Source organism: Streptomyces tsukubensis (assembly GCF_003932715.1).
Lineage (GTDB): Bacteria > Actinomycetota > Actinomycetes > Streptomycetales > Streptomycetaceae > Streptomyces > Streptomyces tsukubensis.
The window spans coordinates 6,797,677-6,819,991 of sequence record NZ_CP020700.1 but is presented as its reverse complement, the minus strand read 5'-3'; the positions used below and the strand labels follow the sequence as shown (position 1 = coordinate 6,819,991).

Sequence of the window (22,315 nt, the reverse complement as noted above, 5' to 3'; positions counted from 1 at the left end):
GCCCCGCCGCCGTGCCCGTGCGCCGCGGCAAGGGCGGCCGGGGGTCAGCCGGGCGGCAGCCGGGCCAGCGCCGCCGACGCCGGGGCCGCGAGCGCCGGATGGGCGCGCGCCGCGTCCAGGACCGGACGGGCCCGCGGATCGCCCAGGGCGCCCAGTCCCTCCACACAGGCCAGGGCGATCCGCCGGTACGGATCGCCCGGGGCGAGCCGGCGGCGGAGCACGGTGATCAGGGCCGGGGCGGACTCCGGTGCGCGGAGCCGGATCAGGAGCCGTACCGGCGTCAGCGCGTAGGCGATCCGCAGTTCGTTGGTGGCCAGCGCCGCCGCGGCCCGGGGCGTCCGGGGGTCGGCCAGCTCGTAGAGGGCGTGCGCCGCGGAGACGCAGCGTTCGGCGTCCCGGTGGTTCAGCAACAGGACCAGCGCCTCGAACGCCCTCCGGTCCCCCGCGCGGCCGAGCCGGAACGCGGCCAGCTCCCGCGCCCACAGCGGGCGTTCGTGCGCGGTGAGGACGTCCGCCAGCTCCTCCCGGTCCTCCGTCACCAGCAGCCGTTCGTACGCCGGTGTGCCACCCGACTCGGTCCGCAACCGCCTGGCCAGCGACCGTAACTCGTCGTAGTCGTCCATCCGTTGAGCGTAACGACCATCCGGGGTGCCGCGTGGACGGGCTTGACCCAGATCACACGTGCGGGGGCCGCCGGGGGTCTGGTGCGCTCGTTACCCGCCGGTTAACCTCAGGTGAGCGGGGTATCCCCCGTACGGCACGACCGCGACGGCCTGGTGACGCAGCCGCCGCGGGTGCAATCGGTTCGGCGAGCACGACAGTTCGGCGCGTGTGTCGGTGATGCGCCGCCTCGGCAGGACTCCGGGACAGGGTCCGCCACCCCGTACCACTTCAGCACCGGATTCCGGGCCCGTGCCCGGGCGCGGCCTGTCACGTCCCGTGCCCGCGGTCGGCCCCGTACGGCCCGCCGCGCGCCGCCAACCCCTCGCCCCGGCGCGCGGCGTCTCCTCAGTCGTCACTCACCTCCCTGGAGTCCCCCGATGGACCCTGTGAACCCGATGAACCCTCCCGTCTCCGCCCGCACCGTGGCCGTCGTCGGCCTCGGCACGATGGGCACCGGTATCGCCGAGGTGCTCGCCTGCGCGGGCCGCGAGGTGGTCGGCATCGACATCAGCGAGACCGCCGCCCGCCGCGCCGTGACCACGGTCGAGGCCTCCACCGCGCGCGCCGTGGAACGCGGGCGGCTCAGCGGGGACGACCGCCGGGCGGCCCTGGCCCGGCTGCGGACCGCGACCACCCTGCGCGCGGCCGTGGACGCGGACCTCGTCATCGAGGTGGTCTCCGAGTCGTACGAGACGAAGCAGCAGGTCTTCCGCGAGCTGGACGGCATCGTCCGGCCGGACGCGATCCTGGCCACCGGCACCAACGCGCTCTCCGTGACCCGGCTCGCCGCCGACTCCCGCCATCCGGAACGCGTCGTGGGCATGCACTTCTTCAACCCGGCCCCGGCGATGAAACTCGTCGAGATCGTCTCCTCGGTCCTGACCTCGCCCTCGGCGGTCGCCGCCGTGACCGGGCTCGCCCGCGATCTGGGCAAGGAGCCCGTCGCAGTCGGCGACCGGCCCGGTTTCGTCGCGGACGGGCTGCTGTTCGGCTATCTGAACCGGGCCGCCGCGATGTACGAGTCGAACTACGCGTCCCGGGAGGACATCGACGCCGCCATGCGCCTGGGGTGCGGGCTGCCGATGGGGCCGCTGGCGCTGCTCGACCTGATCGGCGTCGACACGGCCCGTACCGTGCTGGAGGCCATGTACGCCGACTCCCAGGACCGGCTGCACGCGCCCGCACCGGTGCTGCGGCAGCTCGCCGCGGCGGGGCTGACGGGCCGTAAGGCGGGCCGGGGGTTCTACACCTATGCCGCGCCGGGCTCCGCGGAAGTGGTGCCCGACGCGCTCACCCCGGCACCGGTGACGGCGGGCGCGGTGCCCCGGGAGGTGCGGACGGTCGGGGTGGCCGGGTCCGGGACGATGGCCAGCGGGATCGCGGAGGTGTTCGCCAAGGCGGGCTACGACGTGGTGCTGGCGGCCCGGTCGACCCCCAAGGCCGAGGCGGCCCGGGAACGGGTCGCGGCCTCGCTGACCCGCTCCGTCGCCAAGGGCCGCACGACGGAGGCCGCCCGGGACGCGGCGCTGGGGCGGATCGCGCCCGCCGGGACCCTGGACGCCCTCGCCGGAGCCGATCTGGTGCTGGAGGCCGTCGCCGAGGACCTCGGCGTCAAGCAGAAGCTGTTCGCGGCGCTGGACCGGATCTGCAAACCGGGCGCGGTGCTGGCGACGACGACCTCGTCGCTGCCCGTGGTGGCCTGCGCCAGGGCCACCTCCCGGCCGCAGGACGTCATCGGGATGCACTTCTTCAACCCGGCTCCGGCGATGAAGCTGGTCGAGGTGGTGCGGACCGTCCTGACCGGGGACGACGTCCACGCCACGGTCCGCGCGCTGACCGCCACCATCAAGAAGCACCCGGTGGACTGCGGGGACCGGGCCGGATTCATCGTGAACGCGCTGCTCTTCCCGTATCTGAACAACGCGGTCAAGATGCTGGAGCAGCACTATGCGTCGGTCGACGACATCGACGCGGCGATCCGGCTGGGCGGCGGCTACCCCATGGGCCCCTTCGAACTGCTCGACGTCGTCGGCCTCGATGTGTCACTGGCCATCGAGAAGGTGCTGTACGAGGAGTTCCGCGAGCCCGGACTGGCACCGGCGCCGCTGCTGGAGCATCTGGTCGCGGCGGGCTGTCTGGGACGGAAGACGGGGCGCGGGTTCCGCGAGTACGCCCGCCGGTGACCGTCCGGCATCCCGGCGGGGCGGCCGGGCCGCCCCGCCGGGCCTTCCCCGGCGCCCGCGGGAGCCGTCCCGGGGGCCGGACCGAAGGCGCGCTCTCCTGCACGGATGCAGTACGTTCAGGTCATGGCCCAGCCCGCTGATCCCCCTCGTCGTACGACCCGTCCCAAGAGCACCGCGGACGCGCCCGAGAGCGCCGCGGGCACCCGTGCGGCCGCGCAGAAACTGAAGATGCGCCGCGAACTGGCGGCGGCGGCGATGGAACTCTTCGCCACCAAGGGGTACGAGGCGACGACCGTCGACGAGATCGCGGCGGCGGCCGGGGTCGCCCGGCGCACGTTCTTCCGGCACTTCCGCTCCAAGGAAGAGGCCATCTTCCCGGACCACGACGACACCCTGGTGCGCGCGGAGGCCGTCCTGAACGCGGCCCCGCCGCACGAGCACCCGCTCGACACCGTCTGCCGCGGCATCAAGGAAGTCATGCGGATGTACGCGGCATCCCCGGCGGTCTCCGTCGAACGCTACCGGCTGACCCGCGAGGTGCCGACGCTGCGGGAGCGGGAGATCGCCTCCGTGGCCAGGTACGAGCGGCTGTTCACCCGCTATCTGCTGGGCCACTTCGACGAGCGCGACCACCACGACGGCAACGACGACCCGCTGCTCGCGGAAGTCGCCGCGTCCGCCGTGGTCACCGCGCACAACCACGTCCTGCGGCGGTGGCTGCGGGCGGGCGGCCAGGGCGATGTCGAAGGACAGCTCGACCACGCGTTCGCGATCGTCCGGGACACCTTCGGTACGGGGATCATGGCGGCCGGGCGGGCCCCCGGCACCGAGGCCCCCGCGGCGCTGATCGCGACGGTGACGGAGCCGCACGAGGAGGTCCTGGTGGCGGTGGCCCGCACGGACGCGCCGCTCCCGGACGTGATGCGCACGATCGAACGCGCCCTGCGAAGCCGGAGCGCCTCCCGCGGGGGCGCCTCCCGCTGAGGTCCCTCGCGCCGGGGTCCCCCGGGGGCCGCTCCCCTGCGGGGGGCGGGGCGTCCTGACGCCCGGGCCCCCGGGGCGGGGTTGCCCGCGGGGTGCGGGCGTGTTGGGCCCCTGGGCCCCGGGGGTGGCGTTGCCCGCGGGGTGCGGGCGGCTCCTGCGTTGGGCCGCGGGCCCCGGGGCGGGGTTGCCCGCAAGGTGCGGGCGCTCCTGCGCCTCAAGCGCCGGCGGGGCTGAAAGATTGGGTGACCGTTGCTCCGTGGTGTAGGTCACCGGTCCTGCCGGTACGGGTGGGTCGGTGGCCTCCGGGCTCACCTCCTCGCGGCCTGCGATGCACTGCCCTCCGGCAAACCGTGCTTGTCGCAGGTCCACTGCGGGGGCGACCCTGCACCCCCCTCCCACGTGATCCCGACCTGATCAGCCCGCGAACCCCCTGGTGAAGTCGCGCGTCACGGGAGGGGGGCTCCAAACCACTTGGTCGTCGTCCCTAACAGGGGCGGCAGGGCAGACAACCCAGGGGCGCTGGGGGTACCTCCCACGCCGCCAGGCGTAGGGGGCGGAACTGCGCGACCAGCCACCCACGGCCCGCGGCCGGACACGCAACACCCGCCGTCAACGGCGCTCGCCGCGATCCCGGAACCCCCGGGGAGGGCAGTCCCCGGGTACGCATCCACCCCGTGGCGGGTGACCGAGGAAACTCCTCGTCCCCCTGGTCAAGTCGGAGTGATCTCCGGAGGGGGGTGCAGGGTCGCCCCCGCAGCAGGCTGCGACAAGACCGGACGCGCTTCGGGGCGGTGCATCGCAGTCTGCGAGGAGGTGAGCCCGGAGGCCACCGACCCGGCCGCACCCGACAAGACCGGTGCCCTACCCCACGGAGTGACGGGACTCGACCACCGAAGGGGCCGCACCAAGCAGGGACGGGCAGCCCAAAAAGGGGCGCGAGGAACTGCGCGACAAGCCAGCCACGGCCCGCGGCCGGACACGCAACCGAAACCACCAGCGGCGCGCCCCCGCACCCCCCACAAAAAGAAATGGCACGGAGTGTCTTGTCGGCTGGCACGGCGTGCCATAACGTGAGTGGTGTCCGGACGGCCGGCCCGCGGGTCACCCCCGCGCGCCGGCCGGGTCATCGGACGCCTGCGTCACAGGCCCACCGCCGTGTTCCCGCACGGCCGCACGACCCCGCCGAACCGACGGCACACCTCCACCGCAGCTGCACCGCCCCTCACCCTCATCGGGGTCCGCGAGGACACCCCGACGCGCTTTGCCGGAGGCAACACCGTGAAGGAAATCCTGGACGCGATCTCGTCGGCGGATGCGACGCCGGCGGACTTCGCCGCCCTCGCAGTCCCCGAGTCCTACCGCGCGGTGACCGTGCACAAGGACGAAGCCGAGATGTTCGCCGGCCTGCCGAGCCGGGACAAGGACCCCCGTAAGTCGCTGCATGTCGAAGACGTCGCGGTGCCCGAACTCGGGCCCGGTGAGGCGCTCGTCGCCGTGATGGCCAGCTCCGTCAACTACAACTCCGTGTGGACGTCGATCTTCGAGCCGCTGTCCACCTTCGGCTTCCTGGAGCGCTACGGGCGCGTCAGCGAACTCACCCGGCGGCACGATCTGCCGTACCACGTCATCGGCTCGGACCTGGCGGGCGTCGTCCTGCGCACCGGGCCCGGGGTGAACGCCTGGAAACCGGGGGACGAGGTCGTCGCCCACTGTCTGTCGGTGGAGCTGGAGTCCTCGGACGGGCACAACGACACCATGCTCGACCCCGAGCAGCGGATCTGGGGCTTCGAGACCAACTTCGGCGGCCTCGCCGAACTCGCGCTGGTCAAGTCGAACCAGCTGATGCCCAAGCCAGCCCATCTGTCCTGGGAGGAGGCCGCGGCGCCGGGGCTGGTGAACTCCACCGCGTACCGCCAGCTGGTCTCCCGCAACGGCGCCCGGATGAAGCAGGGCGACAACGTCCTGATCTGGGGTGCGAGCGGCGGGCTCGGCTCGTACGCCACCCAGTTCGCGCTCGCCGGGGGCGCCAACCCGATCTGTGTGGTCTCCAGCGACCGCAAGGCGGACATCTGCCGGTCGATGGGCGCGGAGGCGATCATCGACCGGAGCGCCGAGGACTACCGGTTCTGGAAGGACGAGCGGTCGCAGGACCCGCGTGAGTGGAAGCGGTTCGGCGCCCGGATCCGTGAGCTGACCGGCGGCGAGGACGTCGACATCGTCTTCGAGCACCCCGGCCGGGAGACCTTCGGGGCCTCCGTGTACGTCACCCGCAAGGGCGGCACGATCGTCACCTGCGCCTCGACCTCGGGCTATCAGCACGAGTACGACAACCGCTACCTCTGGATGTCGCTGAAGCGGATCATCGGCTCCCACTTCGCCAACTACCGGGAGGCGTGGGAGGCCAACCGGCTGATCGCCAAGGGGAAGATCCACCCCACGCTGTCGAAGGTGTACCCCCTGGCGGAGACCGGCCAGGCGGCGCACGACGTCCACCGCAACGCCCACCAGGGCAAGGTCGGCGTCCTCTGTCTGGCACCCCGTGAGGGCATGGGTGTGCGGGACGAGGAGACGCGCGCCCGGCACCTCGGCGCCATCAACCGGTTCCGCAATGTCTGAGGCGGGCGGGCCGGCGGCGGCCGGTCGGCAGCCGCGGCGCAAGGACCGGCCCTGGCTGATGCGCACCTATGCCGGGCACTCCACGGCCGAGGCCTCGAACGAGCTGTACCGGCGCAATCTCGCCAAGGGGCAGACGGGCCTGTCGGTCGCCTTCGACCTGCCGACGCAGACGGGGTACGACCCCGATCATCTGCTGGCCCGCGGCGAGGTCGGCCGGGTCGGGGTGCCCGTCGCCCATCTCGGCGATATGCGGAGGCTGTTCCGGGAGATCCCGCTGGGGCAGATGAACACGTCGATGACGATCAACGCCACCGCGATGTGGCTGCTGGCGCTCTACCAGGTCGTCGCCGAGGAACAGGGCACGGATCTCGCCGCCCTCCAGGGCACCACCCAGAACGACATCGTGAAGGAGTACCTGTCGCGCGGGACGCACGTCTTCCCGCCCGGCCCTTCGCTGCGGCTGACGACCGACATGATCGCGTACACGGTCGGCCGGATGCCCAAGTGGAATCCGATCAACATCTGCAGCTACCACCTCCAGGAGGCCGGTGCCACCCCGGTCCAGGAGATCAGCTACGCGATGTCGACGGCGGTCGCCGTACTGGACGCGGTCTTCGCCTCCGGACAGGTGCCCGACGACCGCAGGGGCGAGGTGGTGGGCCGGATCTCCTTCTTCGTGAACGCGGGCGTCCGGTTCATCGAGGAGATGTGCAAGATGCGGGCCTTCGGCCGGATCTGGGACCGGATCACCCGGGAGCGGTACGGAATCGAGGACCCCCGGCAGCGCCGGTTCCGCTACGGCGTCCAGGTCAACTCGCTGGGGCTGACCGAGGCACAGCCGGAGAACAACGTCCAGCGGATCGTGCTGGAGATGCTGGCGGTGACGCTCTCCAAGGACGCCCGGGCCCGGGCCGTACAGCTTCCGGCGTGGAACGAGGCGCTCGGGCTGCCCCGGCCGTGGGACCAGCAGTGGTCGCTCCGTATCCAGCAGGTCCTGGCGCACGAGTCGGATCTGCTGGAGTACGACGATATCTTCGCGGGCTCCCGGGTGATCGAGGCCGAGGTCGCCGCGCTGGAGGCGGAGTGCCTGGCCGAGATCGCCCGGATCGAGGAGATGGGCGGGGCGATGGCTGCCGTGGAGTCGGGCTATCTGAAGGCGCAGCTGGTCTCCTCGCACGCCGAGCGGCGGGCCCGGATCGAGGCCGGCGAGGAGAAGATCGTCGGGGTCAACGTCTTCCAAAGCACCGAGGAGAATCCGCTGACCGCCGATCTGGACGGCGCGATCATGACGGTCGATCCGGCGAACGAGGCCCGGGTGGTCGCCGCCCTGCACTCCTGGCGCGAGGATCGGAACGAACCCCGCGCCACCGAGGCGCTGACCGCGCTGAAGAAGGCGGCGGCGGGTACGGACAATCTGATGACCACCACGCTGGAGTGCGCCCGCGCGGGCGTCACCACCGGCGAGTGGAGCTGGGCGCTGCGGGACGTCTTCGGCGAGTTCCGGGCGCCGACGGGGGTGTCGGGCGCGCCGCTCGCGGTGACCGCCGAACCGGGGAGCCCGCTGGCGGCGGTCCGGGAGAAGGTGACCCGTACCGCGCGGGAGCTGGGGGCCGGGAAGCTGCGGCTGCTGGTGGGCAAGCCGGGGCTCGACGGGCATTCCAACGGTGCCGAGCAGATCGCCGTACGGGCCAGGGACGCCGGGTTCGAGGTGGTCTACCAGGGCATCCGGCTGACCCCGGGGCAGATCGTGTCGGCGGCGCTCGCGGAGGACGTGCACTGTGTGGGCCTGTCGATCCTCTCCGGATCGCATGCCGAGCTGGTGCCCGAGGTACTGGCGCAGCTCCGCGCGGCCGGTGCGGCCGAGCTGCCGGTGGTGGTCGGCGGGATCATTCCGGCCGCGGACGCAGCCGCGCTCCGGGCGGCCGGGGTGGCCGCCGTCTTCACCCCGAAGGACTTCGGTATCACGGAGATCATCGGCCGTATCGTCGACGAGATCCGGCAAGCGAACCAGCTCGACCCCCTGGAGGTCCCCGTATGAACCGCTTCTCCGCCGAACGGCCGCTGCGGCCCCGCCGTTCCTGTCTCGCGGTGCCCGGTTCCAATCCGCGGTTCCTGGAGAAGGCCCAGCAGCTCGCGGCCGACCAGGTCTTCCTGGACCTGGAGGACGCCTGTGCCCCGCTGGCGAAGCCGGAGGCCCGGCACACGATCGTGAAGTTCCTGAACGAGGGGGACTGGGGGACGAAGACCCGGGTGGTCCGGGTCAACGACTGGACCACCGAGTGGACGTACCGCGACGTGGTGACGGTCGTCGAGGGCGCGGGCGCGAACCTGGACTGCATCATGCTGCCGAAGGTGCAGGACGCCCAGCAGATCGTGGCCCTGGACCTGCTGCTGACCCAGATCGAAAAGACGATGGGCTTCGAGGCCGGCCGGATCGGTATCGAGGCGCAAATCGAAAACGCCGCGGGGCTGGTGAACGTGGACGCCATCGCCGCCGCCTCGCCCCGGCTGGAGACGATCGTCTTCGGCCCGGCGGACTTCATGGCGTCCATCAATATGCGGACGCTGGTCGTGGGCGAGCAGCCGCCGGGCTATCCGGCGGACGCCTACCACTACATCCTGATGCGGATCCTGATGGCCGCCCGGATGCACGGCCTCCAGGCGATCGACGGCCCCTACCTCCAGATCCGCAATGTGGACGGCTTCCGCGAGGTGGCCGGGCGGGCGGCGGCCCTGGGCTACGACGGCAAGTGGGTGCTGCACCCGGGGCAGGTCGAGGCGGCGAACGAGGTCTTCTCGCCGTCCCAGGAGGACTTCGACCACGCCGAGCTGATCCTCGACGCCTATGCCTGGCACACCTCGGACGCGGGCGGCCGCAAGGGTTCGGCGATGCTCGGCGACGAGATGATCGACGAGGCCAGCCGGAAGATGGCGCTCGTCGTCTCCGGTAAGGGCCGGGCCGCCGGAATGTCCCGTACCAGCTCCTTCACACCCCCGGAGGGATGAGCGCGATGCAGTTCGGCCGCACCTTTGAGGAGTTCGAGGTCGGCGCCGTGTACAAGCACTGGCCCGGCAAGACGGTCACCGAGTACGACGACCATCTGTTCTGTCTGCTGACCATGAACCACCATCCGCTCCATCTCGACGCGCACTACGCGGAGGGTTCGACGGACTTCGGGCGGAACGTGGTCGTGGGCAACTATGTCTACTCGCTGCTGCTGGGCATGTCGGTACCCGATGTGTCGGGCAAGGCGATCGCCAATCTGGAGGTCGAGTCGCTCCGGCATGTGGCGCCGACCTTCCACGGCGACACGGTCTACGGCGAGACGACCGTTCTCGGCAAGACCCCGTCGAGGTCGAAGGACGACCGCGGGATCGTGCACGTGGAGACCAGGGGCTACAAGCAGGACGGCACTCTCGTCTGTGTCTTCCGGCGCAAGGTGATGGTTCCCACGGAGACGTATGTAAAGGAGCGGGGCGGCGACCAGCCGGGCCGCCCGGAGCCGGTGGAGCGGGGGGAGCGGTGATGGCACGGCTGGGGCAGACGTACGGGCTGACGGACGTCCAGCGGGAGATCCTGGGGACGGTCCGGGACTTCGTCGACAAGGAGATCCTGCCGGTCGCGACCGAGCTGGAGCACCGGGACGAGTATCCGGCGCAGATCGTGGAGGGCCTGAAGGAGCTGGGCCTGTTCGGGCTGATGATCCCGGAGGAGTACGGGGGTCTTGGCGAGTCCCTGCTGACCTACGCCCTCTGTGTGGAGGAGCTGTCCCGGGGCTGGATGTCGGTGTCGGGCATCGTGAACACCCATTTCATCGTCGCGTACATGCTCAAGCAGCACGGCACGGCGGAGCAGCGGGACGCCTTCCTGCCGAGGATGGCTGCGGGCGAGGTGCGGGGCGCGTTCTCGATGTCGGAGCCGGGGCTGGGCTCCGATGTGTCCGCGATCACCTCCAAGGCGGTGCGGGACGGCGACGAGTACGTACTGACCGGCCAGAAGATGTGGCTGACCAACGGAGGCACCTCGTCCCTGGTCGCCGTGCTGGTGCGCAGTGACGAAGGCCACCCGGAGGGCACGGCGCCGCATAAGTCGATGACGACCTTCCTGGTGGAGAAGGAGCCCGGCTTCGGCGAGGTCAAACCGGGGCTCACCATCCCCGGCAAGATCGAAAAGATGGGCTACAAGGGTGTCGACACCACCGAGATGATCATGGACGGGCTGCGGGTGCCCGCGGACCGGGTGCTCGGCGGGGCCACGGGCCGGGGCTTCTACCAGATGATGGACGGCGTCGAGGTGGGCCGGGTCAATGTCGCCGCCCGTGGCTGCGGGGTCGCGCAGCGCGCCTTCGAGCTGGGGATCTCGTACGCCCAGCAGCGCCGGACCTTCGGCAAGCAGATCGCCCACCACCAGGCGGTTCAGTTCAAACTGGCCGAAATGGCTACCAAGGTCGAGGCGGCCCATGCCATGATGGTGAATGCTGCACGCAAAAAGGACTCCGGGGAGCGAAACGACCTGGAGGCCGGGATGGCCAAGTATCTGGCGTCGGAGTACTGCAAGGAGGTCGTCGAGGACGCGTTCCGTATCCACGGCGGTTACGGCTTCTCCAAGGAGTACGAGATCGAACGTCTCTACCGGGAGGCCCCGATGTTGCTGATCGGTGAAGGCACCGCCGAAATCCAGAAAATGATCATCGGGCGCCGACTGCTGGAGGAGTACCGAATCCAGGGTTGATTGTCGCGTTCACCCGGGTTTAAACCTGGCGGCGACGCGAAGTCGATCACATCCGGCCCCGGTCACCCCTCTCTTCCCGTCGCCGACTCGGCTGCTGGCTTTCCCAGTTGCTGCCGACAACCGCTAGCATCGCCGGAAAGCCGCCGTCCCCTGACACCCGCGGCATCGTCCGCTACGAAGGTCATCCATGCCCCACAGCCAGAACTCTGCACCACGCGACGGTTTCCCGAAGGTACGCCTGGCCCGTGGCAGCTCGCCGTGGCTCCTGCCGACCGTTGCCACCGCAGCCGTCAGCCTGGCCCGTGCCCGCCGCTCCCGCAGCGCCGCGATCATCGCCGGGCCCGCCACCGCGCTCGCGGCGGGCATGCTGTGGTTCTTCCGCGACCCCGAGCGCGAGATCGCCGAGGGCCGGGTCATCTCGCCCGCCGACGGCGTGGTGCAGAGCATCATGCCGTGGAAGGACGGGCGCACCCGCGTCGCGATCTTCATGAGCCCGTTGAACGTCCACGTCAACCGCGCTCCGCTGGCCGGCACGGTGACCTCCGTCGAGCACGTCCCCGGCGGCTTCGTTCCGGCGTTCAACAAGGAGAGCGAGAACAACGAGCGCGTTGTCTGGCACTTCGACACGGAGCTGGGCGATATCGAGCTGGTCCAGATCGCGGGTACCGTCGCCCGGCGCATCATCCCCTACCTCCCCGAGGGCACCAAGGTCGAGCAGGGCGACCGCATCGGGCTGATCCGCTTCGGCTCCCGCGTCGACATCTACCTCCCCGAGGGCATCGAGGTCGCGGTCGAAGTCGGGCAGACCACCACCGCGGGGGTGACTCGCATTGACCGTGCTTGATCCCGACACCCAGGCCTCCGCGCAGACCTCGGGCTGGGCCGGGGACACGGCGGCGGAGTCCGGGGGGACCGACGGCGAGGAGATGCCCCTCTCCCTGCGGCTGTCGATAGCGGACACCCTCACCCTGGGCAACGCCACCTGCGGTTTCATGGCGGTGTACTTCACCACCACCGGCATCCTCATCCCGCATCTCCAGGGCAGCGGGGAGTCCGGCATGGCGCGGCACAGCGCCGCGACCGCCGTGATCCTGATGCTGCTCGCCGCGATCTTCGACCTCTGCGACGGACTGGTCGCGCGCAAGCTGCGCAGCTCACCGATGGGCGCGGAGCTGGACAACCTCTCCGACCTGATCAGCTTCGGTCTGGCGCCCGCGTACTTCGTCCTGGTCTACGGGATGGTCGCGGACGACGCCCATCAGCGGGTCTCGGCGGTGGCCGCGATCGTGGTGCTGCTGGCGGTGGTGCTGAGACTGGCCAGATTCTCCTGCGTGACGATGAAGGACGGCATGTTCCAGGGCATGCCGAGCCCCTTCGGCGCGCTGACGGTGGTCTCCATCGTGCTGCTGGAGCTGCCGTTCATCCCGACCCTGCTGGCGATCATCGGTACGGCATGGCTGATGGTGAGCCGGGTCGAGTACCCGAAGCCCCGCGGGGTGCTCGCGGTGGCGATGCTCGGTTGGATCGTCTCGGCGATGGGGCTCCTGGCGGCCTGGGCGTTCGACGCCCCCGGCGGTCAGCTGCTGCTCCAGACCGGCTGTGCGCTCCAGGTGGTGCTGGGTGCGGTGATCCCGCTCTTCGCCACGGCGCGCCGGGTGAACACCTTCCGGTACAACCGCCGGGAGGCGCGGGCGGCGCAGCTGCCGTAGCCGCGGACGGCTTTCGTACGGCCCGGAGGCCCGGATGCATCACGCATCCGGGCCTCCGGCATGTCCGGCGCGCGCGTTCCCCCGGGCCCGGAGTCACCGGTAGTCCCGGCAGTCCCCAGCGGTCTCGGTAGCCCCGGCGGGGGTACGGCCGCCGCGGACCGTACCGCTGTGACCAGCGGCCGGGCGGCCCGGCGTACGGTCGGGTCCGCCCCGGGGGCGGCCCGGCGCCGTCTCCGGCCCGTCGCACCCGTCGCGCGGCGCCGCGCGCGGTCCGGCACCGTACCGGCGGTCACACGGCGTTCCGTGCCCTCAGGTCAGGAAGTCCCGGGCGATGTCACCGGCCACCCGTTCCAGCAGTTCGCCCGCGCGGGCCATGCACTGCTCCGGGTCCGGTTCGACGGCGAGGAGGGGGTAGGCGCGGCGGATCCCGGCCCGACCCAGCTCCTGCGGGGGCAGTGCGAGCCGGCCGCAGACCGCGACCGTATCGACCCCGCGGGCCCGGGCCGCCGCCGCGACCCCGGCCGGGGCCTTGCCGTGCAGGGTCTGGGCGTCCAGCGACCCCTCCCCGGTGATCACGAGCGTGGCCCGGTCCAATGCGGCGGCGAAGCCGAGGACGTCGAGCATCACGTCGATCCCGGGCCGGAAGCCCGCTCCGAGGGCGACGAGCGCGGCATAGCCGACGCCCCCGGCGGCCCCCGCGCCCGGCGCGTCCGCGAGCTCCGGGCCGAGGACCGTGGCGTAGTGCGCGAGGGCCGAGTCCAGAGCGGCGACCTCGGCCGGTCCCGCGCCCTTCTGCGGGCCGTAGACCGCGGCGGCGCCCTTGGGGCCGGTCAGCGGATTGTCCACATCGCTCGCGAGCACCAGCCGGACGTCCCCGATCCGGGGGTCGAGCCCCGACAGATCGGCCGTGGCGAGTCCGGCCAGCGCACCGCCGCCGGGCGGCAGGGCCGTACCGTCCGCGTCGAGGAACCGGGCGCCGAGCGCGGTGAGCATGCCCGCCCCGCCGTCCGTCGTCGCACTGCCGCCGACACCCAGCACCACGGTGTGCGCCCCGGCGTCGAGTGCGGCGCGCAGCACCTCGCCGCAGCCGTGCGTGGTCGCGGTCAGGGGGGCGAACACCCCGCCGGGGAGGAGGTGGAGTCCGGAGGCCTCCGCCAGCTCGACGACCGCGGTGCCGTCCCGCAGGGCGTAGGCGGCGGTGACCGGCTCCCCGAGCGGTCCGGTGACCCGTACCGTACGGCGGTCGAAACCGGCGGCCACCGCGGCCGCGACCGTGCCGTCACCGCCGTCGGCGACGGGCAGGGACTCCACCGCCAGGCCGGGCAGGACCCGCCGCAGCCCGACCGTCACCCGCTCGGCGACCTCGACCGCCGTCAGCGAACCCTTGAACTTGTCAGCCGCCACGAGCACCCGGGGCTCGCGCGCGGACTGGATAACTGCGCCGTCCGTCACCTTGCGTCCTTTGCTGTCGAACAGGCAGTCGCGCCACGGCGAGCCTATCGGGGGGTTCCCGGGACATGCCAGCCCTCACGGGGTACGAAACGGATATGACAGGCACGGTGAACGGGGGCCAGCGGGGGCGCGTACCGGCCGACCGGATCCTCGGCGGCTGGCTGGGCCGGATCGCGGGCAACATGCTCGGCAAACCCGTCGAACGCGGCGACTACTGGACCCGCGCCCGGATCGACGCCTATCTGCGGCGTACGGACGCGCTGCCCCTCACCGGCTATCTGCCGCCGCCCCCGGCGGACGCCGCGCCCGGGGAGTTCGACCTGCGACCCGAGTGGCGGGAGTGCGTCCGGGGGCGGGTGAGCGGCAGCTGCCGGGACGACGACGTGGACTACGCGATCCTCGGACTGCACCTGCTGGAGACGTACGGGTTCGGGTTCACCACGGAGCAGGTGGGCCGGGTGTGGCTGGAGCGGCTGCCGTATCTGCAGACGTTCACCGCGGAGCGGGCGGCGTACCGGAATCTCGTCGACGGGATCGGCCCGCCGGAGACCGCATCGCACGACAATCCGTACCAGGAGTGGATCGGCGCCCTGATCCGGGCGGACGTCTTCGGCTGGACCTGCCCGGGCGATCCGGACGCCGCCGCGGCCCTGGCCCGCCGGGACGCGGCGCTGTCGCACCGGGGCAACGGGGTCCACGGCGCGGTGTGGGCGGCCGCGACGATCGCCGCCGCGTTCACCGCGGACGGGCCGCGGGCCGCCCTGACAGCGGGTCTGGACCGGGTACCGGCGGATTCCCGGCTGGCGCGGACCGTCCGGCATACGATCGCGCTCCACGACGCGGGCACGGACTGGGCCGGGACGCTCGACGAGATGGAGCGCCGGACCGCCGGACTGGGCTGGATCCACGTCGTCCCGAACGCCGCGGTGCTGACGGCGGGACTGCTGTACGGGGCGGGCGATTTCACCCGGACGATCGCCCTCACGGTCCGCGGCGGCCTCGACACCGACTCCAACGGGGCGACGGCGGGCTCGGTCGCGGGCGTCCTGTGCGGGGCGGCGGCGCTGCCCGCGCAGTGGACGGAGCCGCTGGAGGACCGGGTGCGGAGCGCCGTGTTCGGGTTCGACGGGTCGAGCGTGACGGAGCTGGCCCGGCGGACGGTCCGGCTGGCGGAGGCCAGGACCGGGGCCGCGGAAGCGGGGAGCACAGCACGGTGAAAGGGATCCGGGAGGCACCCGGATCCCCGTCTTCCGGACAGCTCCGGCGCCCCGGACAAGCAGGCCGGAAACGGAATCCGCAGCCCCGGTAGGGACATCCCGCGGCCCGGAAACCCGGACCCGGGCCGCGGAAATCGTGGAATTGCACCTAGGCTGCGGGGGTGACCACGGATCATGACAGCGACAGCGCGTACAGCGCCTATATCGCCACCCTGCCCCGTGTCCTCTCGGGCGCTGCCGTGCTGCTCAGGGACGAATTGGGCCGACTGCTCGTCGTCGAACCCAACTACCGGGACGGCTGGGCGCTGCCCGGCGGCACGGTCGAGTCGGACGGCGGCGAGACCCCGCGGGAGGCCGCCCGGCGGGAGACGCTGGAGGAGATCGGGCTGGACGTGGAGCCGGGCAGGCTGCTGGCGGTCGACTGGGTACGCGGCCCGCTGCGGCCGCCGATCGTGGCCTATGTGTACGACGGCGGGGTCCTCGGCCCGGACCGGCTCGACGCGATCAGTCTCCAGGAGGACGAACTGCTGTCGTGGCGGCTGATCGGGCGGGACGACATCCCCGACCATCTCCTCGGGTCCCTGGGCCACCGGATCACGGCGGCGCTGGACGCGCTGGAGTCGGGCTCGGGCGCGGTGGAGCTGGTGGACGGGCTCCCGGCCCACTGAACCGGTCCGGGCGGAATTCCCTTGCCGGGGGCCGGTGTTGAGACGGTACGGGGCGCATACGGCGCCTCGGACCGACGGCCCGGCGGACGGCAGCACGTCCGCCCGGCCCCGATACGGGGAGTACACCATGGCAGCCGACCGGGCGATCATCTTCCGGGGCGAGGACGCGGCGGACGGCGGGGAGCCCCTGCCGCCCGTGGTCCTCAAGGGTCCGGACGGTTCGGCCGTGCACATCCTGACGGCCCCCGACCCGGCGGCCGCGGCGGCCCTCGCCGCGGAGTACGCCGACCGGGGTGTGACCGGTATCGAACTCTGCGGCGCCACGGGCTTTCCGTGGCTCGCCGCGGTCGAGGCCGCGGTCCGGGGACGGGCCCGCGTCGGCACGGTCCTCTTCGGCTTCGAGTCCCTCCTCGACGTCGCCCGCTACAAGGAGCGGGCGATCGCGGGCGAGGTCCAGCGGGCCCTGTTCCTGTACGTCCAGCCGGGCGCGGACCCGGCCGTGGACCGTTTCGTCCGTACGGTGGGCCCGAACACGTCGACGTACGTCGCGGTGCCCGAGCCGGGCGCGGGAGCGGCGGTCGTGTCCGGGTTCACGGATGGGTTCGAGGGCGGGTTCGAGGGCGGGCCCGACCTGATCGAGCTGTACGGCGGCTGGGACGGGGACGCGGTGGCGGCGGTCATCGGTGCGGTGGACGAGCGGGTCCCGGTGGGGGTCGCGGTCTCCTCCCCTGCGACCGGTCCGCGGTGACGCGGCACCGGCGCGCCGGGCGGGCGCAGGGGCACGGCGGCCGGGTCACTGCGGACCGTCAGCGCTCCTCAGCGCGCGCAGGGCCTTGTCGAGCCGGAGCTGCCGGGCCTCCGGTGTGAGCGACTGGAGCAGCGGCAGGATCAGCTGGTAGCGCCCGGTCCTGTCGAGGGCCTCGAAGGCCTTCCCGGCCTCGGGGTCCGCTGCGAGCGCCGCCGCGAGGGCGGGCGGTACGGCCGCGGTCCGCTGCGATGCGTAGGCCGCCGCCCAGCGGCCGTCCTCCTGCGCCCTGCGCACCTCGGCCAGGCCCGGTTCGCGCATCCGGCCCGCGGCCGTCAGCGCCGCCACCTTGTCGACGTTCACCTGCGACCACAGGCTCCTGGGCCGGCGTGGCACGTGCTTCTGCAGGTAGTACTGCTCGTCGAGGGACCGCCGCTGGCCGGAGACCCAGCCGTAGCAGAGCCCGATGTCGACCAGTTCGTCTTCGGTGACCGTCGGAATGCCGGACTTCTTCTTGGCCACTTTGATCCACACGCCCTCGTGGCGCCCGTGGTGCTCGGCCAGCCAGCTCTCGAACGCAGCGGCGTCCGGGAAAGCGATGATCTCCACCCCAGCGATCTCAGCCATGCGGCACACGCTATCTCCCCCACCGTCGGAGGCGTCCGGGCGGCGGGCGCCCGGCGAACTGCTAGAACAACGCGTCCGGTTCGGTGTCCCGGCCCGATTCGAAGGCGAGGAGCCGCTGTTTGCGGGGCAGACCGCCGCCGTAGCCGATGAGGTTGCCGGTGGAGCCGATCACGCGATGGCAGGGGACGATGATGCTCACCGGGTTCTTGCCGTTGGCCAGTCCGACGGCGCGGGAGGCGTTGGGGTTGCCGAGTTCCTCTGCGAGTTCGCCGTACGTGCGGGTCTCGCCGTAGGGGATGAGCAGCAGTTGCTCCCAGACGCGGCGCTGGAACTCGGTGCCCGCGAGGTTCAGCGGCAGGTCGAACTCGGTCAGTTCGCGGGCGAAGTAGGCGTCGAGCTGGCGGATCGCCTCCCCGAACGGCTCCGCCGACCGTTCACCGAAGGTCTCGTCGCCGGGGCGGTGGCGCTGTTCGCTCATGTAGAGACCGCTGAGGACGCCGTCGGTGGCGACGAGGGTGAGGGGACCGTAGGGGCTGTCGATGACCGTGTGCGTCGTCAGGGGCGTGCGGGTTGCGGGGGTCATGCGGGAACCTTCTCGTCGTGCGGGAGGAAGTTGATCGGATGGTCGTCGGTGGCCCAGAGGTACTGGACGGCGTACGCCCGCCAGGGCCGCCAGGCGGCGGCGTGCGCGGTGAGGGCGGCCGGACCGGAGGGGAGCCCCAGCGCCTTCGCGGCCCGGCGCATGCCCAGGTCGGTGGGGAGGAAGGCGTCCGGATCACCGAGCGCCCGCATCGCGACGACCTCGACGGTCCAGGGTCCGAAGCCGGGCAGTGCGGACAGCCGGGCCCGGGCCTCGTCCCAGTCGCTGTCCACTCCGAGGCGGACGGTGCCGTCCGCGAGCGCGGCGACCAGTGTCGTGAGGGTGGTGCGTCGGCTGCGGGGCAGGGCCAGGGCCTCGGGGTCGAGCCCGGCCAGTGCGGCAGGTCCGGGGAAGAGCCGGGTGAGTCCGCCCTCCGGGTCCTCGACGGGCTCGCCGTGGGCGGTGACCAGCCGGGCGGCGTGGGTACGGGCGGCGGCCGTCGACACCTGCTGCCCGAGGACCGCGCGGACGGCGAATTCGGCCGCGTCCACCGTCCTCGGCACCCGGCGCCCGGGCGCCTTGTCCACCAGGGGCCGCAGCAGGGGGTCCGTACGGAGCTGCTCGTCGACGGCGACCGGATCGGCGTCCAGGTCGAGCAGCCACCGGGCCCGGCTGATCGCGATGGTCAGATCGCGGGCGTCGGTCAGGTGCAGCTTGCAGGCGATGTGGTCGGGGCGGGGGGCGAGCGCGACGATGCCGTGCCCGTACGGCAGGCCGAGGGTGCGCCGGTACGCGCCGTCGCGCCACTCCTCGACACCGGGTACGGCGGTCGCCGCGAGGTGTCCGAAGAGATTGTCCGGGTTCAGCGGGGCGCGGTACGGGAGCCTCAGGGTGATCGCCCCGGGGGTACGGGACCCGGTGGCGGCGGACGGATTCCCGGCCCGCCGGGCGGCGCGGGCCCGCAGTTCGCCCGGGGCCAGCGCGAAGACCTCCCGCACGGTGTCGTTGAAGGTCCTTACGGAGGCGAATCCGGCGGCGAAGGCGATCTCCGCCATCGGCAGGCCGGTGGTCTCGATGAGCACCCGCGCCGTCTGCGCCCGCTGTGCCCGGGCCAGGGCGAGGGGCCCGGCGCCCAGCTCGGCGCGGAGCTGCCGTTCGATCTGGCGGGTGGAGTAGCCGAGCCGGGCGGCCAGACCGGGGACGCCCTCGCGGTCGACGACACCGTCGCCGATCAGCCGCATCGCCCGGGCGACGGTGTCGGCGCGGGCGTTCCACTCGGGGGATCCCGGCGAGGTGTCGGGCCGGCACCGTTTGCAGGCCCGGAATCCGGCCTGCTGACAGGCGGCGGCGCTGGGGTAGAACGTCATGTTCGCGGGCTTGGGCGGGACGGCCGGGCAGCTCGGCCGGCAGTAGATCCCGGTGGTGCGCACGGCGGTGAAGAACCAGCCGTCGAAGCGGGCGTCCTTCGACTGAACGGCGCGTACACAGCGTTCGATGTCGTGGTGCATGGCTCCAGCATCCTGCATCCGGAACCCCGGGGCTGGCGGGTTTCCGACATGGCCCTTGCGCCTCCGGCACCGGGCCCGGAGGGGCAGGGCCTTCTGCCCCACGGGGCGGGCACGCAGACGGACCTCCAGGTCAGCAGGTCCGCCCACGCCGGTCCCGCTCCGGTCCGGGGCGCGGCAGGCGCTGTCCCGCCGGGCGGGCCGGTGCCCGGTCCGGCCGAAGCCCACGGCGACCGGGGCGGGTGTGCCGCCTCCGGCCTGCCGCGCCCCGGGGCGGGGTATGCGGGGGTGCTGCCGCGGCGAGCCGTCGTGGAACCCGGCGGGCGGCCGCAGTGCTCCGGGCCGTGGACCGGGAGAGCCTTCCGTTGGGGTCAGGGCGCCGTCGCGCGCAGGGCCGCGGCGAATTCCTCGTACGCGTACTCGTCGAACAGGACGAACCGCACCTCCGTCAGCGGCGGCGCCGCCGATTCGCGGACCGCGCGGACCGCGATCCGGGCCGCGTCGTCCATGGGCCAGCCGTAGATCCCCGTCGAGATCGCCGGGAAGGCGACCGTCCCGGCGCCCAGTTCCGCCGCCACCCGCAGCGACTCGCGGTAGCAGGACGCGAGCAGCTCGCTGCGGTCGTGCTCCCGGGACCAGACCGGGCCGGGGGTGTGGATCACATGGCCCGCGGCGAGTTTCCCGGCCGTCGTCGCCACGGCCTGCCCGGTCGGGAGGCCCTTGCCGTAGTGGGAGGCGCGCAGGGCGCGGCAGGCCGCGAGGATCTCGGGGCCGCCCGCGCGGTGGATCGCGCCGTCCACTCCGCCGCCGCCGAGGAGTGAGGTGTTCGCGGCGTTGACGATGGCGTCCACCCGCTGCTCGGTGATGTCACCGCGGACGAGGACGACGGCGGGTCGCTGGGTCATGGCGTCATCATCCCACCGCCCGGACGGTGTTCGTGCCGGGCCCGGGCAGTGTCCGGTACGGGTCAGCCGGTGGCCCGCAGCTTCCGCCAGACCGCCTTCGCCGCCCAGTGACCCGACATTCCGTGGACACCGGGTCCGGGCGGGGTGGCGGAGGAGCAGAGGAAGACCGCGGGGTGGGCGGTGGCGTAGGGCACCCGGGCGAGCTTGGGCCGCAGCACGGTCTGGAGTCCGGCGAAGGCGCCGCAGGCGATGTCGCCGCCGACGTAGTTGGCGTTGCGCGCGGCGAGCTGCGGCGGTCCTGCGACGGCCCGGGCGACGACGAGATCGCGGAAACCGGGCGCGAAGCGTTCGATCTGGCGCTCGACCACCTCGGTGGCGTCGCCCTCCCAGTGCGCGGGCACATGTCCGTACGCCCAGAACACGTGCTTGCCCTCGGGTGCGCGCGACAGGTCGACGAGGCTGGGCTGGGCGGTGATCAGGAAGGGGGTGTGCGGTTCGCGCCCGGTGACGGCGGCCTGGAGGGCGGCTTCGATCTCCGCCGCGGTGGGGCCGATATGGACGGTTCCGGCGGTACGTGCCTCCGGCGCCGTCCACGGCACCGGCCCCGACAGCGCGTAGTCGACCTTGAAGACGGAGGCGCCGTAGCGGTAGCGGTCGTACGCTCCGCCGAGTCCGGCGATCCGCGCCAGCGCGGACGGGGAGGTGTCGAAGACATAGGCGCGGGCGGGCGGGAGTTCGTCGAGCCGTTTGACCTCCACCCCGGTGTGGATCGTGCCGCCGAGTTCGCGGAGGTACGCGGCGAGGGCGTCGGAGATCGCCTGGGAGCCGCCGCGGGGCAGCGGCCAGCCCCGCTCGTGCGCGGCGAGGGCGAACATCAGGGCGATACCGGTGGTGGCGATGCCCGTGTTGGAGGCGATGGCGTGGGCGGCGAGCCCGGCGAAGAGTCCGCGGGCCTTCTCGTCGGCGAAGCGCCGCATCGTCCAGGTGGCGGGCCGGAGCGCGGTCAGCCCGAAGCGGGCGAAGCGGTACGGGTCGCGGGGCGGCCCGTCCCAGGGGACGCGCAGGAAGTCGGCCGCGAGGTCGTCCCAGTGGCCCAGATAGGGGGCGACGAGGCGCCGGTAGGTGCCCGCGTCCCGGACGCCGAGCGACATGGCGCTCTCTCCGACGGACCGGGCCAGGACGGCGGCGGTGCCGTCGGGGAACGGGTGGGCGAGCGGCAGTTCGGGGTGGAGCCACTCCAGTCCGTACCGCTCCAACGGCATCGCGGAGAAGGCGGGCGAGCCGATGCCGAGGGGGTGGACCGCGGAGCAGGGGTCGTGCCGGAAGCCGGGGAGGGTCAGCTCCTCGGTGCGGGCCCCGCCGCCGACGGTGTCGAAGGCCTCGAAGACGGCGACCGAGAAACCGCGGCGGGCCAGTTCGGCGGCGGCCGTCAGCCCGTTGGGCCCGGCGCCCACAACGACGGTATCGAGCATCGACGGCACCTTCGGACTCCTTCGTCGGGCGACGGCCGGCAGCCCCCAGGATATTCCGGCCGGGGCGCCCGGCGGGCCGGGGGTGCCGCGGGCGGGCCCCTGAGCCCCCGGGCCGGGTGCGCAGAGTCCCGCCCGGCATGCACGCTCCCCCCACTGTGCCGTCGTGCGCGGGGAGTGCCTTCCGGGCCGTCGGGCGTTCCCGGGTACTCCGCCGCGGCCCTCCGGGGGCGGTGGCGGCGCCCCGGGCGGTGGCCCAG

Annotated in this window: 19 protein-coding genes; 12 read left to right on the top strand and 7 right to left on the bottom strand. The window is 72.6% G+C overall.

Going from position 1 to position 22,315, the window contains the following annotated elements:
• Positions 1 to 44 precede the first annotated feature (44 nt).
• Positions 45 to 623, bottom strand: a complete 579-nt coding sequence (locus tag B7R87_RS28370; protein ID WP_130584717.1) for a HEAT repeat domain-containing protein — start codon at positions 621 to 623, stop codon at positions 45 to 47.
• A gap of 435 nt (positions 624 to 1,058) precedes the next feature.
• Here B7R87_RS28370 and B7R87_RS28365 point away from each other — a divergent pair, with 435 nt between their 5' ends.
• The 9 genes from B7R87_RS28365 (at position 1,059) to pssA (ending at position 12,887) form a co-directional block, all read left to right on the top strand.
• Positions 1,059 to 2,846, top strand: coding sequence for a 3-hydroxyacyl-CoA dehydrogenase family protein (locus B7R87_RS28365; RefSeq protein ID WP_130584807.1), 1,788 nt, complete (start codon positions 1,059 to 1,061; stop codon positions 2,844 to 2,846).
• Positions 2,847 to 2,969: 123 nt separating this feature from the next.
• Positions 2,970 to 3,830, top strand: a complete 861-nt coding sequence (locus B7R87_RS28360) for a TetR family transcriptional regulator (protein ID WP_233168952.1) — start codon at positions 2,970 to 2,972, stop codon at positions 3,828 to 3,830.
• A 1,278-nt stretch (positions 3,831 to 5,108) separates the two neighbouring features.
• Entirely contained in the window at positions 5,109 to 6,446 is a 1,338-nt protein-coding gene (gene ccrA / locus B7R87_RS28355; RefSeq protein WP_006345584.1) for a crotonyl-CoA carboxylase/reductase, read from the top strand.
• Complete coding sequence (locus tag B7R87_RS28350) at positions 6,439 to 8,484, top strand: protein meaA (protein ID WP_078902053.1); 2,046 nt, start codon at positions 6,439 to 6,441, stop codon at positions 8,482 to 8,484. Before ccrA ends, B7R87_RS28350 begins: the two co-directional genes overlap by 8 nt.
• A complete protein-coding gene (locus B7R87_RS28345; protein WP_006345586.1) occupies positions 8,481 to 9,452 on the top strand; it encodes an HpcH/HpaI aldolase/citrate lyase family protein in 972 nt (323 codons plus the stop codon). The genes B7R87_RS28350 and B7R87_RS28345 overlap by 4 nt, the downstream gene beginning before the upstream one ends.
• Before the next feature lie 5 nt (positions 9,453 to 9,457).
• Positions 9,458 to 9,973 carry a MaoC family dehydratase gene (locus B7R87_RS28340; protein WP_006345587.1) on the top strand — a complete coding sequence of 172 codons (516 nt, stop codon included), beginning with the start codon at positions 9,458 to 9,460 and terminating at the stop codon, positions 9,971 to 9,973.
• A complete protein-coding gene (locus tag B7R87_RS28335) occupies positions 9,973 to 11,178 on the top strand; it encodes an acyl-CoA dehydrogenase family protein (protein ID WP_006345588.1) in 1,206 nt (401 codons plus the stop codon). Before B7R87_RS28340 ends, B7R87_RS28335 begins: the two co-directional genes overlap by 1 nt.
• A gap of 187 nt (positions 11,179 to 11,365) precedes the next feature.
• Positions 11,366 to 12,022 (top strand): phosphatidylserine decarboxylase, encoded by a 657-nt coding sequence (locus tag B7R87_RS28330; RefSeq protein ID WP_006345589.1) that lies wholly within the window; start codon positions 11,366 to 11,368, stop codon positions 12,020 to 12,022.
• Positions 12,009 to 12,887, top strand: coding sequence for a CDP-diacylglycerol--serine O-phosphatidyltransferase (pssA, locus tag B7R87_RS28325; protein WP_006345590.1), 879 nt, complete (start codon positions 12,009 to 12,011; stop codon positions 12,885 to 12,887). Before B7R87_RS28330 ends, pssA begins: the two co-directional genes overlap by 14 nt.
• Positions 12,888 to 13,196: 309 nt before the next feature.
• Here pssA and B7R87_RS28320 read toward each other — a convergent pair whose 3' ends face one another.
• Positions 13,197 to 14,339, bottom strand: a complete 1,143-nt coding sequence (locus B7R87_RS28320) for a glycerate kinase (protein WP_187144524.1) — start codon at positions 14,337 to 14,339, stop codon at positions 13,197 to 13,199.
• 95 nt (positions 14,340 to 14,434) lie between these two features.
• Between B7R87_RS28320 and B7R87_RS28315 the strand changes: the two genes are divergently transcribed.
• The 3 genes from B7R87_RS28315 to B7R87_RS28305 all read left to right on the top strand — a co-directional run bounded on the left by B7R87_RS28315 (position 14,435) and on the right by B7R87_RS28305 (position 16,972).
• Complete coding sequence (locus tag B7R87_RS28315) at positions 14,435 to 15,556, top strand: ADP-ribosylglycohydrolase family protein (protein ID WP_006345592.1); 1,122 nt, start codon at positions 14,435 to 14,437, stop codon at positions 15,554 to 15,556.
• Positions 15,557 to 15,717: 161 nt separating this feature from the next.
• Positions 15,718 to 16,224, top strand: coding sequence for an NUDIX domain-containing protein (locus tag B7R87_RS28310; protein WP_006345593.1), 507 nt, complete (start codon positions 15,718 to 15,720; stop codon positions 16,222 to 16,224).
• Positions 16,225 to 16,351: 127 nt separating this feature from the next.
• Positions 16,352 to 16,972, top strand: coding sequence for a DUF6506 family protein (locus B7R87_RS28305; protein WP_006345594.1), 621 nt, complete (start codon positions 16,352 to 16,354; stop codon positions 16,970 to 16,972).
• A gap of 45 nt (positions 16,973 to 17,017) precedes the next feature.
• Here the strand turns inward: B7R87_RS28305 and B7R87_RS28300 are convergent, their stop codons facing one another.
• The 5 genes from B7R87_RS28300 to B7R87_RS28280 form a co-directional block, all read right to left on the bottom strand.
• The gene (locus B7R87_RS28300; RefSeq protein ID WP_006345595.1) at positions 17,018 to 17,596 is read right to left on the bottom strand and encodes a YdeI/OmpD-associated family protein; all 579 of its coding nucleotides are present in this window, start codon (positions 17,594 to 17,596) and stop codon (positions 17,018 to 17,020) included.
• Between the two features lie 61 nt (positions 17,597 to 17,657).
• Positions 17,658 to 18,179, bottom strand: a complete 522-nt coding sequence (locus B7R87_RS28295) for a methylated-DNA--[protein]-cysteine S-methyltransferase (RefSeq protein WP_006345596.1) — start codon at positions 18,177 to 18,179, stop codon at positions 17,658 to 17,660.
• Positions 18,176 to 19,684, bottom strand: coding sequence for an AlkA N-terminal domain-containing protein (locus B7R87_RS28290; protein WP_006345597.1), 1,509 nt, complete (start codon positions 19,682 to 19,684; stop codon positions 18,176 to 18,178). Before B7R87_RS28290 ends, B7R87_RS28295 begins: the two co-directional genes overlap by 4 nt.
• Before the next feature lie 368 nt (positions 19,685 to 20,052).
• Positions 20,053 to 20,586, bottom strand: a complete 534-nt coding sequence (locus B7R87_RS28285; RefSeq protein ID WP_006345598.1) for an O-acetyl-ADP-ribose deacetylase — start codon at positions 20,584 to 20,586, stop codon at positions 20,053 to 20,055.
• Positions 20,587 to 20,648: 62 nt separating this feature from the next.
• On the bottom strand, positions 20,649 to 22,067 hold the full coding sequence (locus B7R87_RS28280; protein WP_040913445.1) for a phytoene desaturase family protein: 1,419 nt from the start codon (positions 22,065 to 22,067) through the stop codon (positions 20,649 to 20,651).
• Positions 22,068 to 22,315 lie beyond the last annotated feature (248 nt).